The 19,219-nt window shown below is 47.5% G+C and carries 21 protein-coding genes; 9 read left to right on the top strand and 12 right to left on the bottom strand.

Annotated features, from left to right (window positions below; translation table 11 throughout):
- Positions 1-159 precede the first annotated feature (159 nt).
- Positions 160-858: a flagellar basal body P-ring formation chaperone FlgA gene (gene flgA / locus ACR2PX_RS11305; protein WP_433999466.1), complete on the top strand. Its 699-nt coding sequence runs from the start codon at positions 160-162 to the stop codon at positions 856-858.
- A gap of 261 nt (positions 859-1,119) precedes the next feature.
- Here flgA and ACR2PX_RS11300 read toward each other — a convergent pair whose 3' ends face one another.
- The 9 genes from ACR2PX_RS11300 to ACR2PX_RS11260 form a co-directional block, all read right to left on the bottom strand.
- Positions 1,120-2,061: a flagellar motor protein MotB gene (locus ACR2PX_RS11300; RefSeq protein WP_433999465.1), complete on the bottom strand. Its 942-nt coding sequence runs from the start codon at positions 2,059-2,061 to the stop codon at positions 1,120-1,122.
- A 44-nt stretch (positions 2,062-2,105) separates the two neighbouring features.
- The gene (motA, locus tag ACR2PX_RS11295) at positions 2,106-2,972 is read right to left on the bottom strand and encodes a flagellar motor stator protein MotA (RefSeq protein WP_433999464.1); all 867 of its coding nucleotides are present in this window, start codon (positions 2,970-2,972) and stop codon (positions 2,106-2,108) included.
- Positions 2,973-2,975: 3 nt separating this feature from the next.
- Complete coding sequence (locus ACR2PX_RS11290; protein WP_433999463.1) at positions 2,976-3,773, bottom strand: RNA polymerase sigma factor FliA; 798 nt, start codon at positions 3,771-3,773, stop codon at positions 2,976-2,978.
- 16 nt (positions 3,774-3,789) lie between these two features.
- Complete coding sequence (locus ACR2PX_RS11285; protein WP_433999462.1) at positions 3,790-4,287, bottom strand: flagellar basal body-associated FliL family protein; 498 nt, start codon at positions 4,285-4,287, stop codon at positions 3,790-3,792.
- Positions 4,288-4,520: 233 nt separating this feature from the next.
- Positions 4,521-5,750 (bottom strand): flagellar hook-length control protein FliK, encoded by a 1,230-nt coding sequence (locus ACR2PX_RS11280; RefSeq protein WP_433999461.1) that lies wholly within the window; start codon positions 5,748-5,750, stop codon positions 4,521-4,523.
- Positions 5,750-6,067, bottom strand: coding sequence for a hypothetical protein (locus tag ACR2PX_RS11275; RefSeq protein ID WP_433999460.1), 318 nt, complete (start codon positions 6,065-6,067; stop codon positions 5,750-5,752). Before ACR2PX_RS11275 ends, ACR2PX_RS11280 begins: the two co-directional genes overlap by 1 nt.
- Complete coding sequence (gene fliS / locus ACR2PX_RS11270; protein WP_433999459.1) at positions 6,054-6,461, bottom strand: flagellar export chaperone FliS; 408 nt, start codon at positions 6,459-6,461, stop codon at positions 6,054-6,056. The genes ACR2PX_RS11275 and fliS overlap by 14 nt, the downstream gene beginning before the upstream one ends.
- A 40-nt stretch (positions 6,462-6,501) precedes the next feature.
- Positions 6,502-7,857, bottom strand: coding sequence for a flagellar filament capping protein FliD (gene fliD / locus ACR2PX_RS11265; RefSeq protein WP_433999458.1), 1,356 nt, complete (start codon positions 7,855-7,857; stop codon positions 6,502-6,504).
- A gap of 199 nt (positions 7,858-8,056) precedes the next feature.
- Positions 8,057-8,860 carry a flagellin gene (locus tag ACR2PX_RS11260; protein WP_433999457.1) on the bottom strand — a complete coding sequence of 268 codons (804 nt, stop codon included), beginning with the start codon at positions 8,858-8,860 and terminating at the stop codon, positions 8,057-8,059.
- A gap of 278 nt (positions 8,861-9,138) precedes the next feature.
- Here ACR2PX_RS11260 and fliQ point away from each other — a divergent pair, with 278 nt between their 5' ends.
- Genes fliQ through flhB form a run of 3 tightly spaced genes read left to right on the top strand, consistent with a single transcriptional unit; the run spans position 9,139 to position 11,317 of the window.
- Complete coding sequence (gene fliQ, locus ACR2PX_RS11255; protein ID WP_433999456.1) at positions 9,139-9,408, top strand: flagellar biosynthesis protein FliQ; 270 nt, start codon at positions 9,139-9,141, stop codon at positions 9,406-9,408.
- Positions 9,408-10,184, top strand: a complete 777-nt coding sequence (fliR, locus tag ACR2PX_RS11250) for a flagellar biosynthetic protein FliR (RefSeq protein WP_433999455.1) — start codon at positions 9,408-9,410, stop codon at positions 10,182-10,184. The genes fliQ and fliR overlap by 1 nt, the downstream gene beginning before the upstream one ends.
- Complete coding sequence (flhB, locus tag ACR2PX_RS11245; protein ID WP_433999454.1) at positions 10,184-11,317, top strand: flagellar biosynthesis protein FlhB; 1,134 nt, start codon at positions 10,184-10,186, stop codon at positions 11,315-11,317. The genes fliR and flhB overlap by 1 nt, the downstream gene beginning before the upstream one ends.
- On the opposite strand, the gene ACR2PX_RS11240 is transcribed toward flhB, so the two are convergent.
- The 3 genes from ACR2PX_RS11240 to ACR2PX_RS11230 all read right to left on the bottom strand — a co-directional run bounded on the left by ACR2PX_RS11240 (position 11,318) and on the right by ACR2PX_RS11230 (position 14,196).
- Entirely contained in the window at positions 11,318-12,523 is a 1,206-nt protein-coding gene (locus ACR2PX_RS11240) for a diguanylate cyclase domain-containing protein (RefSeq protein WP_433999453.1), read from the bottom strand.
- A gap of 123 nt (positions 12,524-12,646) precedes the next feature.
- Positions 12,647-12,904 (bottom strand): hypothetical protein, encoded by a 258-nt coding sequence (locus tag ACR2PX_RS11235; RefSeq protein WP_433999452.1) that lies wholly within the window; start codon positions 12,902-12,904, stop codon positions 12,647-12,649.
- Entirely contained in the window at positions 12,901-14,196 is a 1,296-nt protein-coding gene (locus ACR2PX_RS11230) for a motility associated factor glycosyltransferase family protein (RefSeq protein ID WP_433999451.1), read from the bottom strand. The genes ACR2PX_RS11235 and ACR2PX_RS11230 overlap by 4 nt, the downstream gene beginning before the upstream one ends.
- Positions 14,197-14,328: 132 nt before the next feature.
- Between ACR2PX_RS11230 and flhA the strand changes: the two genes are divergently transcribed.
- From flhA to fliP, 5 genes are all read left to right on the top strand, one after another.
- Positions 14,329-16,452: a flagellar biosynthesis protein FlhA gene (gene flhA / locus ACR2PX_RS11225; RefSeq protein WP_433999450.1), complete on the top strand. Its 2,124-nt coding sequence runs from the start codon at positions 14,329-14,331 to the stop codon at positions 16,450-16,452.
- Between the two features lie 129 nt (positions 16,453-16,581).
- Positions 16,582-17,562: a flagellar motor switch protein FliM gene (fliM, locus tag ACR2PX_RS11220; protein ID WP_433999449.1), complete on the top strand. Its 981-nt coding sequence runs from the start codon at positions 16,582-16,584 to the stop codon at positions 17,560-17,562.
- Positions 17,562-17,972: a flagellar motor switch protein FliN gene (gene fliN, locus ACR2PX_RS11215; protein ID WP_433999448.1), complete on the top strand. Its 411-nt coding sequence runs from the start codon at positions 17,562-17,564 to the stop codon at positions 17,970-17,972. Before fliM ends, fliN begins: the two co-directional genes overlap by 1 nt.
- A 3-nt stretch (positions 17,973-17,975) precedes the next feature.
- Positions 17,976-18,440 carry a flagellar biosynthetic protein FliO gene (fliO, locus tag ACR2PX_RS11210; RefSeq protein ID WP_433999447.1) on the top strand — a complete coding sequence of 155 codons (465 nt, stop codon included), beginning with the start codon at positions 17,976-17,978 and terminating at the stop codon, positions 18,438-18,440.
- Complete coding sequence (gene fliP, locus ACR2PX_RS11205; protein WP_433999446.1) at positions 18,437-19,165, top strand: flagellar type III secretion system pore protein FliP; 729 nt, start codon at positions 18,437-18,439, stop codon at positions 19,163-19,165. The genes fliO and fliP overlap by 4 nt, the downstream gene beginning before the upstream one ends.
- Positions 19,166-19,219: the final 54 nt, after the last annotated feature.

The following is a 19,219-nucleotide window of genomic DNA, read 5'->3' as shown; positions in this document are numbered from 1 at the left end:
TTTCAGATACTCCAAAGGGTTAACCTGAAAGAAAAAAATACAGGGAGAAAAGCGGAAAATCTCTTCCTCTGTGACCGGGAGTTTTCCGGATGTAACCGGTAGCTGGAAAGGATTTTCCTCTGATATGTTATGAAAAGGCACTGGTTCTGGCTTGGATTAATGGCACTGTGTCCAGTCCTGGCTTTCTCACCCCTCAGCCATGGTTCTGACCTGACTTCAGAAGATCAGATCCTTCAAGCTGTTGATCGTTTTCTGGAACAACAGGTAAAGACTTACTCAAAAAGCCTGGATTCCAGTCAATACACTATTCAACTGAAACCACCACCCGGACTAAACCGGCTTTCTCTATGCAGTACGACACCTTCAGTGTCTCTGGTTAACTCGTCAAAAAAACCACTGGGAAATGTCAGTACCAAGGTCAGCTGTAAGCAGGGATCATCCTGGAACACGCTGATAAAAGCAGAAATATCAGTCTATCTTCCCGTTGTTGTTAGCGGTGTGGCTCTGGAAAGAAATGAACATATCTTCTCGGAACAACTCCTGTTGAGAGATAGGGATATAGCCAGGTTAAAACAAGGCTACTTCACTGATATAGAGTCCGTAGCTGGACAGAAAACCAAAAGATCCATCTCTCAGGATAAAGTGATCACCCGGCGCCTGTTAAAAGCCGCAGACCTGGTCAGCAAGGGCGATAAAGTCACTATTATTGCCGGATCGGCTGGCTTCCAGGTCGCCATGCCCGGTATTGCTCTGCAAAAAGGTCAGAAATACGACCAAATTAGTGTACGAAATCTGAAGTCTGGCAAAGTGGTGGTCGCCAGGGTCGTTGAGAAGGGAAAAGTGAAGACGGATTATTAGACTGGCGCTCTGTTCTGGCTGATGGCTTTGTTCTGGCTGATGGCTTTGTTCTGGCTGATGGCTCTGTTCTGGCTGATGGCTCTGTTCTGGCTGATGGCTCTATTCTGGCTGATGGCTCTGTTCTGGCTGATGGCTCTATTCTGGCTGATGGCTCTGTTCTGGCTGATGGCTTTGTTCTGGCTGATGGCTTTGTTCTGGCTGATGGCTTTGTTCTGGCTGATGGCTTTGTTCTGGCTGATGGCTTTGTTCTGGCTGATGGCTCTATTCTGGCTGATACACCTCAGGCAACTGATTGGCTTCAGCTTTGCTTTTTGCTTCTTTAACGGCGCTGCTGCCTACCGGATGATCTTTATCATGGCGTTCGTCCACAGGAGCAAACATTTCGACCATCTGGTGCTCGGTCACTTCATTCAACAACAGGATTTCAATTCGACGATTGGCTCCGCTTTCGGGTTCACCAACAATACGTGACACCCTGTCTGCCATACCCACAACAAACAGAACCTGTTGATCCGGTACACCGCCATGAACCAGTGTTCTTCTGGCTACCTGTGCACGACCGCTAGAAAGCTCCCAGTTTGAGTAATCATCACGGGCATAAGCTACTGAATCCGTATGTCCGCTGACCATCAGGGGGCGTTTTGCTCTGGCAATGATCGGTGCAATAGCCAGTAAAAGATCTTCATAGAAAGGAGTAATAGCTGAACTGCCACTGCGAAACATGTCGCCTTTATCGCTGTCCAGAATGACGATTCTCAAGCCCTCTGGCAACATTTCCAGGTGAATATAGTCGTAGAACTCTTTCTCTTTCTTCAAACCAATAATCAAACTCTGGAGTTCGTCCATAAAGGGTTTGAAGTCAGGGTTTTTGTTCTGGGTAGTGGCATTACCATCGCCAATAATTTCGGGCCCTTCACGGCCCTTCATCGCAAGGCCTTCACCTTGTATGTTCATGATGGTCTGCTTACCACCAAAATCGATTGGGCTGAGACTGCTCTTATGACGAAACGCTCCGGGGTCTGCAAAATAAGCGGCAATAGCCGCCTTCTGATCATCATCGGCAACATTCAATAACCAAAGCACCAGAAAGAGCGCCATCATGGCCAAGGCAAAGTCAGCCAGTGCGACTTTCCATCCTCCTCCATGATGGCCTCCGTGCCCATGAAGGACACGCTTGATCACAATGGTCTTGTTTTCACTCACAGGGCTTTACCTTATGACAGTGAGCATTCCCAAAAAGTCTTGAATCAGGGCTGCGCCTTCTTTTCACTGATAATACCTTCCATCTCAGTGAACGAAGGTCGATTTTCCCCAAACAACATCTTTCGACCCGCATCAATAGAAATTTCTGGTGGGGTACCGCCATGATGGCTGACAATAGCGGTTTTAATCAGCTCATAGGCCTTCATTTCATACTTGATTGAGTGTTCGATCGCTGCAGCCAGAGGTCCCACTACACCATAACCAAGAAAAACCCCCATAAATGTCCCAACCAGAGCCGCCGCAATATGGGTACCAATCTGTCCTGCCGGCCCATCCAGAGATTGCATGGTAATAACAATTCCGAGCACTGCCGCCATAATGCCAAACCCCGGTAAAGCATCAGCCGTTGTCTGGAGAGCCTGCACCGGGCGTGTCATTTCTACTTCATGGTTGTGCATTTCTTCTTCAATCAGCCCTTCCAGTTCATGGGTTTCAATGGCTTCAACCAGAACCAGACGAAGATTATCAACAATGAAGTTTTGTACATGAGGCGTGCTTGCTATACGAGGATAAGCATTAAATAACTTACTCTCGGCGGGGTTTTCGATATGTTCTTCAAGATTTTTTCTTCCGCCCTGTCGGCGCAGCATGACAAAAATAGCATTAAGCAGGTGCATCAGCTCATCGTAATAAACTTTATTGAAACCCGTGCCAGCAAAGACATATTTGGTATGCCTGCCAATGGCTCGAAGCACCTGAGGAGGGTTTGCAATGACCAGGGCCCCAAAAGCACCACCCACAATGATCAAGATCTCATAGGGCTGCCAGAGCGCCAGCATTTTCCCATGGGCCAACACATAGCCACCGAATATACTGGCCAAAAGGACTATCAATCCAAACAGAATGAGCACTGATCAAACCTCCTTGTCTTTGCCAGCCTGTAGAATGGCTTTCAACTGCAATAAAGCCTGTCGGTGCAGCTGACAGACTCTGGCTTCTGTGACTTCAAGCACCTGAGCGACTTCCTTCATATTAAGCTCATGCTCATAGTAAAGATTCAGTAGCAATTGCTCCCGCTCGGATAATTGCCCCAGAGCCGAAGCTAAAATACTACTGTCCAGCCCTCTGTCTTCCTGATTTTCAGACTGCTGATCAGAAATCCCATCACTGCCCGCTATCAAATCTTCAAAACTGACAATATGACTAATATTGCCTTCAATCAGCATCTGCTGATAATCCTGAAGTTCTATACTTAGCTCTTCAGCCACTTCTCTTTCTCTGGGGGAGCGACCTAAACGGCCTTCCAGAGTTTTTATGGCCTTGCGAATATTCCTACTGTCTTCTCTGAACGACCTTGGTCGTCCATCAATCGCTCTCAACTGATCAATCATAGCTCCGCGAATTCTCAGCTGAGCAAACTTTCTGAACCCGGCCAAACCCCGGCCATCGTATCTTCTGGCAGCTTCCAGTAAGCCCATCAGCCCGGACTGGATAAGATCATCCAGAGAAACCGTGCTGCCTGTCATCCCCATTAAATGCAATGCTATTTTTTTTACCAGACTGGTATGACTATGAACCAGCTCTTTGACATCAAACTGCTGTGCCTGGGTGTAGGCCATTGCGCCTCCGCCTTGCACAGCGGAAATTCCTGACTGCTTCTGACCTGAGCCAGAATACGGATTCCTTCCGGCGGCTGGGTATGAGTCAGGCATCGCCATTACTTCCCGGTTATTGAACCACCAAATCAGTAATCAACAGGTCATCCAGAACTACAGAAGACAGTTCTGCCAACAGCAACTCATTGATTCGTTCTATGGTGTTATGGCGAATTTGATCCGTAGCTTCCTTGGCCGTGGCTTCTTTGTAGGTCATCTGGCTGAGATAGTTGACGATGGCGTTTCGAATCAGCGGGACATAGGTTTTCAGTATTTCAACAGCACCTTCATCACGACTCATCAGAGTCAACTTGATCTGCATGTAACGGGGCCGTCCCTGCGTCTGAAGGCTGATAACAAAGGGTTCCAGCGTGACAAATTTAGGCACTTCAGGCTTTATAACTTCTTCCGTTGTTTCAGCAGACTCTGTTTGAGAGCCCATGAAATACCAGGCCGCGAAGCCACCTCCCCCCAAAATGATCAGAAATAACAAAACAATGATAATAATCAGTGATTTGCCAGAGCTTTTCTCAGGGTTTTCAGCCCCACCTTCTATTTCTTCGTCAGCCATAACGTTGCCTTGCCAGCATTAAACAGCCATGAGCCAAAAAATCGGCTCCCCCCGAACCATGAAATTAACTACAGAGCCTGTACCAGCTGAATTTTCACGGTATTAAATGTCCTTGGAAAAAGGAAACAGCCATGAGCGAAGAAAAACTTTTTTGCGTCACTTTCAAACATAAAAATCGACTTAGCAAAATGTTTTTCACGGTAGAAACAGCGTTCAGCAGCAGAGGTCGGTGATCAGGCAAAAGTATCCAGAAACCCTGTGGATACAGTCGTGTAGGGGCCTGATGTCAAGTTGCTGCTTTCATCAGTACTCTCATCGACCATGAGGGTTGAAACTGAAGCAGCGGCAGAGGTGTGGGATTCATCCTTTTGTCTATCGGATTCCCTTTCGGCAGAAACGTCGACATTGACCAGATCCAGATCATGACCCGCCATGGCCATTCTCAGACGATCGATTTGTTGCAGAATCAGTTCCCGGACCGCATTGCCAGAAGCCTGAAAGTTCACAGATACCTTATCACCATCAATATTCAGCAATAATTCAAGCTTGCCCAACTCGGGTGGATCAAGACGAATGACGGCTGTTTTCTGATCCTGGTTTGCCAACCAGGCCAGTCGACTGCCCATGGCATTGGGAAAATCCTGAAACTCTTTAAGACGCATTGTCATGGAAGGCTGTCCATCGACCTGCGAAGCAACGGGAACATGAAAAGATTTCGTCTCTGCTGACTGAGCAGGAGCTTGGGCTATTGAATTGATGTTGGTTGTTGAAGCGTTCTGACTGTTCGATATCGGCTGCTGAGACTCAGTTTTACCATTCGTTTCCAGTCTGGGTGTGGCCTCTATTACTTTAAAGTCTCGTGCTGCCAACTCAGGTTTAAGTTCCCTGCTTTCAGGATAAGATTCAACGCTGGGAAATGTCTTCCCGGCCAAAGCCGAATGTTCTTTTAATACCCTGGTTTCTTCATGTCTGACCAGTGGTGGTTGCTCCAATAACTTCCCGGTTTCTGCTTTCGACCCTGCCGGTTCTGCAGCTATACCAGAAATAGAGCCCGTTTCTGATGACTTTGGTAGCAGCTTTTGTAATGCGCTTGCGACTGGCTGAGCTGGGAAGTTCTGAGCCAAAGCCTGAAGATTGGGGGGCCCTTGATAAGGATCAGGTTTCGGACGTATATCAGCTAATTCCGGTGGCAGGTGATGAGACGCTTTAAGATCAAACTTTAATGGTTCTGGCAGGTCCGTTTCTCTAAGTTGAGCGGCCCCTTCAGTACCATTCGTTTGTTGATCTGATAACAAGCTCAACAAAACACCGAATGAATTCTCGCTTTCCGAAGGACTACCAGAAGCATTTGAAGGCTGAACGGTCAGGTTGGGTAAAGGCTGTCCACCAGGCTGAACCGTCAGATTCTCACCCACGGATAGAGGCAGAAAATTAGCAATATCCAACACCGGTAGACTTTCCATCAGCCTCGACTCTTGTCACTTTGCTGATAGCTATCAATAGCTTCCTGACGGCGTTTACTGGCCATTAACTGTTCCTGTATATGATCTCGTTCAAGCTGGCAGGCTGATATCATTTCCTGATAAAGCGTTTGCAGATCTTCGAGCAACCGCTTGACCTCTTCAGAGGGTGCAGAACCGCTTTCCAGGGCATCTTCTATTGCTTGACGAGCTTCACTATCCAAAGCATCGAGCGTTGTCCAATCCTTGTTCCGAGTAGCTTCACCCAGGTTATGAATAGATTCCTGAAGCTTTTCTTTTACAATGTCAGGGTTTTTCATCAGGAACCTCTGAACCATCTGAGATGGCATCCCAGGCTGACTTAATATCTCCCATCAGCCGAATAACCTCTTCCAGCTTATCGGTATTGTCCTCTGCATTGGCCTGAATCAAACACTGCATGCAGTACTGATAGAGCGCACGAAGGTTTGCAGAAATTTCGCCACCGGCCTGCATGTCAATCGAGCTATTAAGAGTGATGAGAATATCGAGGGCTTTATCAATGCACTGAGCTTTTTCACGACGCTGTTTTCGCTCCATAAAGCCCCGAGCTTGATGAAGATCTTTCATCAAAGCACTGAAAAGTAACTGAACCAGTCTCTGTGGAGTTGCAACTTCAGCAGCGATGCCTCCCTGAACCTTGCTATAGGCATTCACTGCAGCTGAATTTGCCATATGGAATTCCTGCGACGATGATTACTCCAGTCTATATCGTTTAGTTATTATTATTGTTTAAGCCCGCCAGATTATTGGTTAGATATTGACTGGTAGCATTCAGCTGGCCGACCAGTGTTTCCATCGCCAGAAATCGATTTCGCAGGAATTGTTCAAAGGTTTCCATTCGAGCATTAAGAGCGGATCTTTCGTCATCAAGCTTCGTGAGGTTCTTGTTGAGGGTATCCATTCGATCCTTAAAGATACCGTCGCTCTTGTTATAGGCATCCAACAGGTTTTCCAGTTTGCCCGCTATGCCAGAGCCTCCAGAAAAAAAGCTGGAAAGTTCACTGAAGTTGTTATTTACCGTATCCGACAACTGGCTGGATGAAATTGACAGAGTTCCATCCGACTGGGTTTTGATACCCAGATCAGCCAGCATTTTGATATCACCCGTTCCCGGATTGTCGCTGATGATTCTACGGAGCTGACTTTGCAGAGATCTGACGGTAGCGTCTCCTACCAACGCAGCAGCATCTTGTCCTGGCTGATATAAGCTGAGCTCGTTGACTTTGTTAATCAGGGCATTGTAGGCATCTACAAATTCTTTGATGGCATCCTCTGCCACGGAAGGGTTTTCAGCTATCTGAAGAGTAACGGAACCAGAAGTCACCTTTTTCACGTCGATAGTGACACCGTCAATCAAATTCTCGAAGCTATTATCCGCTGACTTGATAATGATCTGCCCGGCCCCTTCACCCAGGACAATTTCAGCATCGCGAGCTGGGCTGAGCTCTGAAATACCCGTAGTCAACGCTTTATCACTGCCACCTAAAGTCAAAGCACTGCTATCCACACTGACACTGTTTGCAGCTCCGGATTTATTACTGGTCAGCAACAGCCTTTTTCCGCTGCCGTCATTAATTATGGTGGCTTGTACGCCCGGGTTATCGGAAGCCGAATTGATAGCGTCTTTGATGCCTGTGAGCGTATTGTTACTGCTATCCAGCGTAATATTAAAGCTTTCACTGCCCAGATTGACCTGCAAGCTGCCGGCACCAAAGGTATCTGCGTCCTGAAAAGTGTCTGTGACAATACTGTGACTGCTGGCCAGTGCATTAACCTGAAGCTGATAAGTACCTTTGACGGATGCGCTGCCTGCTATAACCGTCATGGCGTCAGCATCAGAAAGGGTAGTGGTTCTGGCCTGAAAAGAATCAGTACTGTTTAACTTGGCAACAGCACTCTGGAAGGTATCAATGGCGCCCTGGATAGATCCCAACGCCGTCAGCTCTACATTATAAGCGTTTCGGGAGCGGGTGATCTGAGACTCTTTTGGCGCTCGTTCTGCCTGAACCAAACTAGACACCATGGCATTAACATCCAGACCCGAATTAAAACCACTGACTGTAAACATGAATCCACTCCCACTTTTTGAATAAGTCCCGCTCTGGCTTTATCGACCTCTCCTCATACCCCTGTAACTGCTTCTGCGTGACTCTAGCTCCTGTATCCATAAAGTCGTGCCTTAATGGGAGAAACTCATCCCTGCCCATAAAAAAGGAGGCGCCAGGCGCCTCCTTACTACTGGTACTAAAAAATCTAAACTCCAGAACTTATCTGAGCAGAGACAGAACGTTCTGAGGTACCTGGTTAGCCTGAGCAAGAACAGCTGTACCAGCCTGTTGCATGATCTGGTACTTGGTCAGATTGGCTGTTTCAGTAGCAAAGTCTGTATCCAGGATACGGCTACGTGAAGCAGACATGTTCTCACGAATATTGGACAGGTTATTGATCGTAGAAGTCAGACGGTTCTGGGCAGCACCCAGGCCGGCTCTCTGGCCATCAATAGAAGCTATATCCGTATCAATCTGCCCAAGAGCAGTAGTGGCACCGGTCACTGTAGCGATACTGCCACTCGCAGTGATACTCACAGCAGTCAGCGCAATAGTTACACCAGTACCATTGGTGTAGTTAACAGCAGCTGTGAAGTTTTGAGTAGCGTTCAGAAGAGTCTGACCGTTGAACTCAGTGGTAGAGCTGATACGAGTGATTTCACTTTGCAGCGCTGTGAATTCAGCATTCAGAGACGTACGGTCAGCAGTAGCATAGGTACCGTTGGCAGCCTGCAGAGCCAGCTCACGCATACGCTGCAATGAGTTGGTAATTTCCTGCATGGCACCTTCAGCAGTCTGAGCCAGAGAGATACCGTCGTTAGCGTTTTTGATGGCGACTGACAGACCGCGAATCTGAGTAGTCATCTTATTAGAAATTTGCAGGCCAGCAGCATCATCCTTGGCGCTGTTGATACGAAGACCTGAAGACAAACGTTGCATAGATGTCTGCAGCATGCTCTGACTGGTAGTCAGGTTACGCTGAGCGTTCATGGATGCAATGTTGGAGTTTACTGACATTACCATGTTGGTTTCTCCATCCGATGGATTTATTCATTATTCACAGCGCTTTCCCATAGCTATAGGCATCTGGCTGCTTACTGCGAAAATTTTCGCTGCTGACCGACTTTCAATGGGTCACGACGCTCAGGAGGTGGCCACCTGATTTCGATTCAACAGAACACTTCACTCGGAGAAACAGAGGCAGGACTTAAATGTTTTAAAGAATAAAATGAGATAAAAAATTGATTTAATAATCATTATTACCTTTAAATAGGTAAACAAGCCTTTTCCAGGAGCACACTATGACCCCCGAGGTGGTCGTTGATCTGCTCAGGCAAGCGCTGTACCTGGTGGTTCTCATGGTTTCAGTCATTATCCTGCCCAGCCTGCTGGTCGGGTTGATTGTCAGCATTTTTCAGGCTGCCACCCAGATCAATGAACAAACACTCAGCTTCCTGCCGAGACTCCTGGCCACATTGTTAGCCCTGGGATTGGGTGGACACTGGTTGATCCGGGAATTTATGGATCTGTTTGTCAACCTGTATACATCGATACCCGAGCTACTGTTCTGATGATCAACCTCTCGACAGCGGAATTGTCGGTATGGGTAGGTCAGTTCATGTGGCCTTTTATTCGAATCAGCACTCTGTTCATGTTTATGCCAGTCATTGGCGCTGCTTCCGTTCCCGCCAGAGTCCGTTTGGTCATGGGTTTGGCGATCGCCTTTCTGATCATGAATATCATTCCTCAAGTACCTGCCGTAGAGCCCTTTTCGATACAAGCACTGAGCATCATGCTTCACGAACTGGCCATTGGCCTGACCGGAGCCCTGCTTTTGAGTATTTTCATGGCAACATTCACGACCGCCGGGCAGATGATGTCAATGCAGATGGGGTTAGGTATGGCGGTGATGGTTGACCCCGTCAACGGCGTTAATATCCCTATTCTTGCCCAGTTTTTTCAATTGCTGGCTTTTCTTATGTTCCTGAGCCTGAATGGTCATCTGATCGTCATTGAACTGCTGATCAACAGTTTCTACCTGCTGCCTGTCAGTGCTGATCTCAGCTTTTCTGACAGCCTTGATCAGCTGATCAAGCTTGGAGCTTGGATGTTCAGCAGTGCCCTGCTGATTTCGTTGCCAGCCATCACCGCCATGATGGTTGTTAACTTTACCTTTGGGGTCATGAACCGGGCTGCACCTCAGCTGAATATATTTTCCCTGGGCTTTCCCATGTCCATGCTCTGTGGGCTACTTGCCCTGCTTATGAGCGTTGCCAACATTTCCGGCATCTACCTGCAACTCACTGAAGAGATCATGGCACTGTTGAAAGCCATGTGGGGGCAGTAGTGGCGGAAGATCCCAATGGCATGGAGCGCTCGGAAGACCCCACCCCGAAACGCCTTCAGGATGCCCGCAAAAAAGGTCAGGTGGCCCGATCAAAGGAACTCGTGACCGTTGCTCTGTTTCTGGCGGGAGTGGGAGGCATCATGCTTTCCGGGTCTTATATGGCAGAAACTCTGGGAGACGTTGCCCGTTCGGGTTTCTCTTTTTCTCCTGACGCACTGAAAAACATAGAAAATCTGCCCGGTATGCTGGCTAGCCAGGTAGTTTATGGATTCAGCAGCCTTATTCCCTTCTTCAGCTTGACGATTCTGTCGATCATAGTGGCCTCTTTGGTCATGGGTGGCTGGCTTTTCAGCGGTGAGCCCATCATGCCCAAACTGGAAAAGATCAGCCTGATCAAGGGGCTGGGCAGGATGTTTTCGAAAAAATCGATGATCGAATTACTGAAGTCGATTTTAAAAATCGTGCTGGTCGGCGGTGTAATGATTATCTCTGTCAGCTATTTCTATCGTGAAATACTGGCGCTCAGCCTGCTTCCGGTTCAACAGGCGATCCTCCATAGCGCTCTTATCCTGGGGCAAGCCATTATCAGCCTTTCTATTGCTCTGGTGATCATCTCTCTGATCGACATTCCCTTCCAGATTTGGGATCACAAACAACAACTGAAAATGACCCGTCAGGAAGTTAAGGATGAGATGAAGGATACGGAAGGTAACCCTGAGTTGAAAAGCCGGGTCAAGGAACTGCAAAAAGAAGTCGCTAATCGAAGAATGCTCGAGGCCATACCGGACTCAGACATTATCATCACCAATCCCACCCATTACGCCGTTGCCCTGAAATACGATGCCAATAAAGCAAAAGCCCCCTTTGTCGTTGCCAGAGGTGTCGATCATATGGCATTAAAAATTTGTGAGATTGCCAGGGCTCACAACCGAACGGTGCTGCAATCTCCAGCTCTTACCCGGGCTATCTATCACTCCACCCAATTAAATCAGGAAGTGGCTACTGATCTCTATCTGGCAGTGGCTCAATTGCTTGCCTATGTGCATCGACTGAATGAATACAGGGCTGGCAGAAACAGTGTTTATCCAGAAAAACCCGGAGAGCCTGAAATCCCTGAGTACCTCAGGAAATAATCAGTCTGCATAGGTATAGCGATTTTTACCCGCTTCCTTCGATTGATACATGGCCTGATCAGCCAGTGTGACCAGTTCATCCGGATCAGAGACTGAACCGTCGTTAAATGCAATCCCTATACTGAGCCCAACACTGAGGCCTTGACCTTGAAACTGAACCGGCTGAGCTATGGATACCAGTAGCCAGTCACAGAGCCGACTGATTGAATCCCTGCCCTCGAACCGATCTATAAGAATGGCAAACTCATCCCCCCCTAACCGATAGGCAAGTCCCATATTACGGGCTGCACTCCTCATTCGTTCTGACACAACTTCAAGAATTTTGTCACCTGCAGCATGGCCAAAGGAATCATTCACTCCCTTAAATCCATCAAGATCGACATAGAGCAGATAGCAAGGGGACTGATGCTGAACCAAAGCCGACAGAGCAGCCTGAAAAGCAAACTTATTCTCCAGTTTGGTCATCTGATCGACTAATGCCAGATCCCGCAGAGAGTCCTCTGATTTCTTACGATTAAAGAAGAACAGGAACAATATGACGGAAAGAAAGAAGACCAGTCCAAGGCCTGCCGAAACCGTTTTGGCAATCTCATGTCCTTTTTTCTGAGCAGCGCTCAGAGAAACCCGGGTTTTGAATATTGCTCTGATGTCACCAACCCGCCAATCTTTCTTAATAGATTGAGGGTGTGCATTATGGCAGCCGGTACAAGCACTGGAAGTCATTGCCTGAGGAAGAGCAACGTTGACCCACTCCATCCCTTCCATCACTTCTCTTTTCAGATAGTAGGGCTTTTCATTCCTGCTCAAAGCAGCCCAAGCTTCACGATCAAAGTTCGAAACCTCCCGCTCTCTGCCTTCAAATGGGTAGGGACTGTAAATCGAGAAATGATCTGAAAGATCACCGTAAGCCTGGCCAAGCTCAACAATAAAGGTAAAGGGAACAGGGAGTTGTTTACTGTCAGCCATAGGTTGAGTACCCAGATGAAAGTCATCAGAAGTACTGATTTTGGTCGCCACCTGCTGATCATAAAAATCGATCAGAACACGCGCTTTCTCTACTTCTTTCTGGGCATTGAGAATAGCTTGATGTTCAGCATAGGATTTCAGGGTTTTAGGCGTGTAAATAATCAGGCTAATAACAAGAACAAGCAGCAGAAGCAGCGAAAAAAACAATGGGGCGTAGTTACTTTTTTTAAATAAAGACATCTGGAAAGCAGTTCGCAAAATGAGGTTATCCCCCTCATCGGCATCCCTTCCCGGTTAATCAGTCGACTCTTGTCAGTTTTTCTATTGGTTTGTCATCTCAATAACATTTCAGGAGACAACCTGTCATTCGGGATAAAGTCCAGTCAACTCATATTCCAGAAAATCAGCCATCCCCAGCCAGTCATGTTTCTCCTGAGCCTGATAAGCTTTCGTCATCAATTCCTGCAACCAGATAGCGTCATCTTCTTTCAACTGTTTTGCTGCCTTGAAGGTTTCGTCCATGATAATTGGCAGACAGGCATTAGCATCAGCCAGATTCCCTACTCTCATCATGTGAGCCACTACCACCAGTTTTTCCTTTGGGGTCATCCAGTCTTTCATGTCATAACTCCTGATTTGTAATACACCGCCCCTTCGATGTGAGCCCCTTCAAGACTTGAATTGAAGAAACTGACAGATGGGTGCAACCGGATATAACGTTCAACGCCTACCAGATAACTGATTAGATTGGGCTGGGAGGCTACTTTTTCTCCATGACCGTTTAGCACCCAGTGCTGAGCCTTATCAGAATGTGGCGTCAGGGTTCCGTTTTCCCAATGAGCATGAGACAAACCTCCCGGATAGGAAAAGTCAGCTCCAAACAGTGAAACACTTTTTGCTCCCATCTTAACCGCCAGATCGATGGCAGGATGTATCACACTGCCGTGTGTATACAGATCCCCTCTTGGGTAATCCTGTTTGATGGTGTCGAATACATCAGAAAGGGAGTAGGCACAAAACCTGGGGCCCTGCCAGCGTTCCAGTGCTTCATGGGTGATCAGGGGAAAGTAAATCAAAGGAATCGAACCACTTCGATCAGATCCCAAACGCTCGGCTGTCATGTGAAAATCAATACTGATCACCATATCCGGACGAATGCCATGCTCTATCAGAGGCGTAAAGGCCGTATCCACTGCAATCATCAAGGGAGGGTTATCAGATTCCTGCATCCTCAGCAGGTATTCATAGTTGGACTCAAGTGTAGGACCACTGCCGATAACACAGGCATTGCGTCCTTTGGCCGTATCAAACCATTCGACCACATCCTGATCTTGCTCAATCAATGGGGTGTTCTCTGAAAATCGCTGGATGAACTCAGGATTATCCTTATCAAATGGCCGGTTCATAAACTCTTCAGTACTGTCATTCCAAAGCTGGTTTCTGGACGTAATATTCACTTCTGACGCCAATACCAAGTCAGAGGGTATGGCGAAGTAAGGTTTCTCTACGTCTCTGAAAACGGCCGCACTGGCAAGATCAACTCTCGGATCTTCCAGCCAGTGAGTTTGATCGGAGAAATGCAAAACCAGACTGAATACGGCTTCGTTCATGATTCGAACATGAAGTTCATTCATCTGACTTCTCTTGAGCAGTTCATCCTGAACATCACCCAGACCTGTGCCATAAAGAAAGGCAATACGACTCTCTTCAGGAATCATGGCAGCCTGCAACATGGCTTCCTGTAAACGATGGTGTCTACTGGACAACTGTATGTTATTGACACTGATGGTCTGGTTGGCGCCAGTCACCAGACGAGCATCCAGCAACTCAATATCCTGACGTCGTATGACTTCTGCTAATTCCGGCCAGCGTTCTTCAATGATTTGGATATTTTTCTCGAAGAGATCCGACATACTGTTTTCTCATTCAGGCCGTTTGCCATTGAAGTTTCCATCGACTGATCCCCCTGATCATAAAGGCTGACTTTCCATAGGCGTTTCATACTGTTAACGTTGAAGAAATCACTTCTGGCAACGGATACTCCCATGGATCGGGGATTTCTGGACACACTGAGTCAATCCTTAAACAAGGACAGCCTGAAAAGAATCGCCAGCGGTTATCTGGGCATTCCCCTGATCGTACTGATCACTATCGGTATGGTGACACTGCCCATTCCAGCCTTCATGCTGGATATGCTCTTCACATTCAACATCGCTCTTTCCCTATTGGTATTGCTGGTCAGTATCTACACTCTCCGGCCACTGGATTTTGCTGTTTTTCCCACCATTCTTCTGGTCACCACGTTATTGCGTCTGGCTTTGAACGTTGCCTCTACCCGTGTAGTACTGCTTCAAGGTCATGAAGGCAGCGGGGCTGCCGGCAAAGTCATTCAGGCTTTCGGTGAAGTGGTGATTGGTAACAACTACGTTGTCGGTCTGGTGGTCTTCTTTATCCTGATCATCATCAACTTTGTTGTCGTAACTAAAGGTGCCGGACGTATTTCAGAAGTTTCTGCCAGATTCACCCTGGATGCCTTGCCCGGCAAGCAAATGGCCATTGATGCGGATCTTAACGCTGGATTAATCGATCAGACAGAAGCCCATAACCGCCGTGAGATTGTACGACGAGAGGCTGATTTTTACGGTTCTATGGACGGTGCCGGAAAGTTTGTACGTGGAGATGCTGTTGCAGGTCTGCTGATACTGGCCATCAATATCATTGGTGGACTCTGTATTGGCATCATGCTTCATAATCTCAGCTTTAGTGATGCCTTTTCTATTTACGCTCTGCTCACTATTGGTGATGGTCTGGTCGCACAGATTCCTTCTCTGTTGCTGTCCACTGCTGCCGCCATCATCGTTACCCGGGTATCGGAATCTGCCGATGTGGGTAACCAGATTTCTGATCAGATGTTCTCTTCACCCAAAGCTTTGTCAGTCACAGCCACCATTATTATTGTTATGGGGCTGGTGCCTGGCATGCCTCATCTTGCCTTTTTATCCCTCGGAGGGGCTGTAGGTGTCATGGCATGGTGGGCCTACAAAAAGAATCAAATGGCACAAGATCAGGAAACGTCAGAAGATCAGGAACAAAAAGCAGATACCACAGAAGCAGGTCAACTCACCTGGGACGATGTCCCACCGGTTGACCCGCTGGGCCTGGAGCTTGGCTATCGACTGATCACTCTGGTCGATGACAAGCAGGGTGGAAAGTTGCTGACCCAGGTAAAGGGCATTCGAAAAAACCTTTCTAACAAACTGGGCTTTCTGATTCCCAGTGTGCATATCAGAGATGACCTGGGATTAAAGCCCAGTGCCTATCGAATTTCACTGATGGGAGTGGAATCAGCAGAAGGTGAGTTGGAGCCCGATAAGTTACTCGCCATCAACCCCGGTGAAGTCTTTGGTGAGTTGACCGGAATGCCCACTCACGACCCCGCTTATGGTCTGGAAGCCACATGGATCACGGAAGACCTTCAGGATGACGCCATTTCACTGGGGTATACCGTTGTAGATCCTTCAACCGTCATTGCCACACATATCAGTAAAGTCGTTGAGGAAAATGCCAGTGAGCTGTTGGGTCACGATGAAGTTCAACAGCTTCTGGATAACCTGACCCAGCAGTCTTCCAAACTGTCTGAAGAGTTAGTCCCTAAAAAATTATCCACCAGCCAGGTAATGAGAGTTCTCAGAGAATTACTGCTGGAAGATGTTCCAGTCAGTGACTTCAAAACCATCGCCAGTACGCTGCTAGAAGCCACAGAAAGACACAGCCACCCACAAATGCTGGCCGGTGAGGTCAGAGCGGCGCTGAAAAGAACCATTGTTCACAACCTTGTAGGCAATGAACAGACTATTCCAGTGGTCACTCTGGATGAAAAACTGGAACAGGTCATGATGCAGGCCTGGCAACAGGCACAACAAAACACCCAGTTTTCACCGGATACTCTTCCTCTGGAACCCGGCATTTCAGAGCAGTTGCAAACTCACTTACCAGAAGTCACCCGTCAACTAATGGCCGAGGGTAAACCCGCTATTTTACTGGTGTCAGCCCAACTGAGACCGATGATGGCACGCTACGCAAGACTCTGTACCGAAGGCATGAAAGTACTGTCTTTCAATGAGGTTCCTGAGCACAAAGATATTACTATCGTGGGTAAAGTAGGCTGACTTCTCAGGAAAAGGGGCTTGCTCTTCAAGCTTTCCCACGAATATGATAAGAGTTAACAGGAAGGTGTATGGATATACCCCGATCTTTCTTAAGCAGTCTGGATCGAGTACGCGCGAGCAGGAGGCTGCGTGAAAAAATCTGTTCCGCAAGACGTCTTAAATTTATTGGTTAACAACTCCCGGAAGACGAACGACAAAGTCTCCAACGGGGATAGTTATGCCAATGTTCAGTCATATGATCTGACCAACCCCGATTACAAGATCCATGATCTTCTACCCACTCTGGAGTTGATTTACCGCCGCTTCGCCCAAAACTTTCGACACAGTCTTTATAACCTTCTACACACCGGTATCGAAGCAAAGTTTGAACGGGTTGATTCCCAGAAATATGGGGATTACATCAACGAGAATCGTTCAGCTGAAGTCCAGCATCTGTTCAGGGTGCAATCGCTGAAATGCTCCGGCTTCTTTGCCCTTGATACCAAGCTGGTCAGCGCCATGGTCGAGTTATTCTTTGGCGGACCCGGAGACAGCTCCGATGAAGGTGACAGGGAAATGACCCAGACTGAACTGAGAATGGTCAGGCGCTTTCTGAAATCGGCCATAGAGAATCTCCAGCAGTCCTGGGAAACCATTCTTCCTTTCAGAGTCCGATTGCCTGAATACGACTCTAATCCGGTATCGACGATTTTTACCAGCGATGCTGAGTTGATTCTGGTGAGTCGGTTCAGACTTAAACTGGCAAACAGGGAAGGACACCTTCACATTATTTTACCCTACCGGGCTCTGGAACCGGTGAGAGAAAAGCTGCATACCTTTAAGTTCACTGAGCAGGATCCGGAGTGGCGGCAAAATCTGCGCAACAGCATTCTGATGGCTCCCGTTGAAATGAGTGCCACGCTCTGCAATGTACAGTTATCCCTTGAGCAGGTGTTGAAGCTTCAGGTAGGCGACATTATTCAGGCCGATATGCCCAAGCTGGTTTCCGTCAAAATAGCCGGCATTCCCTGCCTGCAGGCCAGTGTATGCCGAGATGACGATATGCTGGCTTTGAAAGTGTCCCGTAAGGTGAATTCAAAGATTGCGCTCCAGAATAAAGAGGAAGTGTAATGAGTGATCAGGACGATCAGGAACCCCAGGAAGGTGCAACTCCCGAAGAGCAGGGTGCTCAGGAAGAAACCACCAAAGACAGTGCTTCAATCATTGAGGAAGCCGTCAGTGGTTCCGTCGAAAGTGATGATGATGAAAGCCATGAAAAAAGTCCCGATCTCGGACTGATTCTGGACATTCCAGTGACATTGTCACTGGAGTTGGGCAGCACGCAAATCAGCATTGCTGACCTGCTACGCCTCAATAAAGGATCCGTTGTAGAACTGGAAAAAGAAGCCTCGGAGCCACTGGATGTTAAGGTCAATGGAACTCTGATTGCGTACGCAGAAGTGGTTGTTATCAATGACCGATACGGCATTCGACTGACAGACGTCGTCAGTGAATCTGAACGTATCAAGAAATTGTCTTAATCCATGAAAAATGTTCTTTCTGTCCTTCAATGCCTTTTACTGCCCAAAGGCATAACAGTTTTGCTGCAAAGGCTTTGGCCTGTTTATCTATTGGGTTATTCAACCATTGCCGCAGCAGAAGCTGAAACAAACAAAGCCGCCGACCTGAGCCTGACACAGGTCGTTGCTCCACTGTTCTTTGTGATTTTACTGATATTTGCACTGGCCTGGATTGTGAAAAAATTGAATATTGGTACACCCGCAATCGGCCAGGGCATAAAAGTCGTTTCCAGCATTCCCGTTTCAAGTCAGGCAAGAGTTTGTCTGATTCGGGTAGGTGACAAAGATATCTTGCTGGGTGTTACCAATCAGCAAGTTAATCTGATTCATACTTTTGATGAATCCCCGTTGCCACCTGAGAGCAAGGAGCACCAACAAGATTTTGCCAATCAGTTCAGAAACCTGTTGAAAGGCGGAAGCTCGAAGTGAGCCGTTATTTTTTATTTTCTCTTCTGTTGATACCAGCCTTTTCTCTGGCAGAACCTTCTGGATTTCCGGTTCTGACCATTACTGATACCGAGGGCGGTCAGGAGTACAGCGCCACTCTGCAAATTCTGGTGCTGATGACCCTGATCGGGTTTATTCCTTCAGCCTTGATGATGCTGACCAGCTTTACCCGAATCATTATTGTTCTGGCCATTCTTCGGCAAGCTATGGGTTTACAGCAATCCCCTCCCACTCAGGTTCTCATAGGAATAGCTCTGGCTCTGACACTGCTGATCATGTCTCCCATATTTGGCAAGATTTACCATCAGGCAATAACGCCTTACATGAACGAAGAAATGACCATGATGCAGACCCTCAAGACTGCTTCAGAGCCTATTCGAACATTTATGCTGAATCAGACCAGAGAAACGGACCTTTCACTGTTTATGCGAATCGGTAATGAAGAAGGAATTCCGCCTGAAGAGGTCAGCTTTTCCATACTGGTGCCTTCTTTTGTCACCAGTGAACTGAAAACTGCCTTTCAAATCGGTTTTATTATATTTATCCCATTCCTGGTTATTGATCTGGTGGTCGCCAGTGTCTTGATGGCTATGGGTATGATCATGCTTTCCCCTCAGATGATTTCTCTTCCTTTCAAATTGATGTTGTTTGTTCTGGTCGATGGCTGGGTACTGACTATGGGCACATTGGCATCCAGTTTTGGCTGAAGCTTTTCTAATTTGCAACTTTCTGACATCATCGATGACTCAACTGAGCAAACT

It is taken from the genome of Endozoicomonas sp., assembly GCF_051008435.1.
Taxonomy (GTDB): Bacteria; Pseudomonadota; Gammaproteobacteria; order Pseudomonadales; family Endozoicomonadaceae; genus Endozoicomonas_A.
The sequence above is the reverse complement of the archived record's forward strand: the minus strand, read 5'-3'. Positions and strand labels throughout refer to the sequence as shown.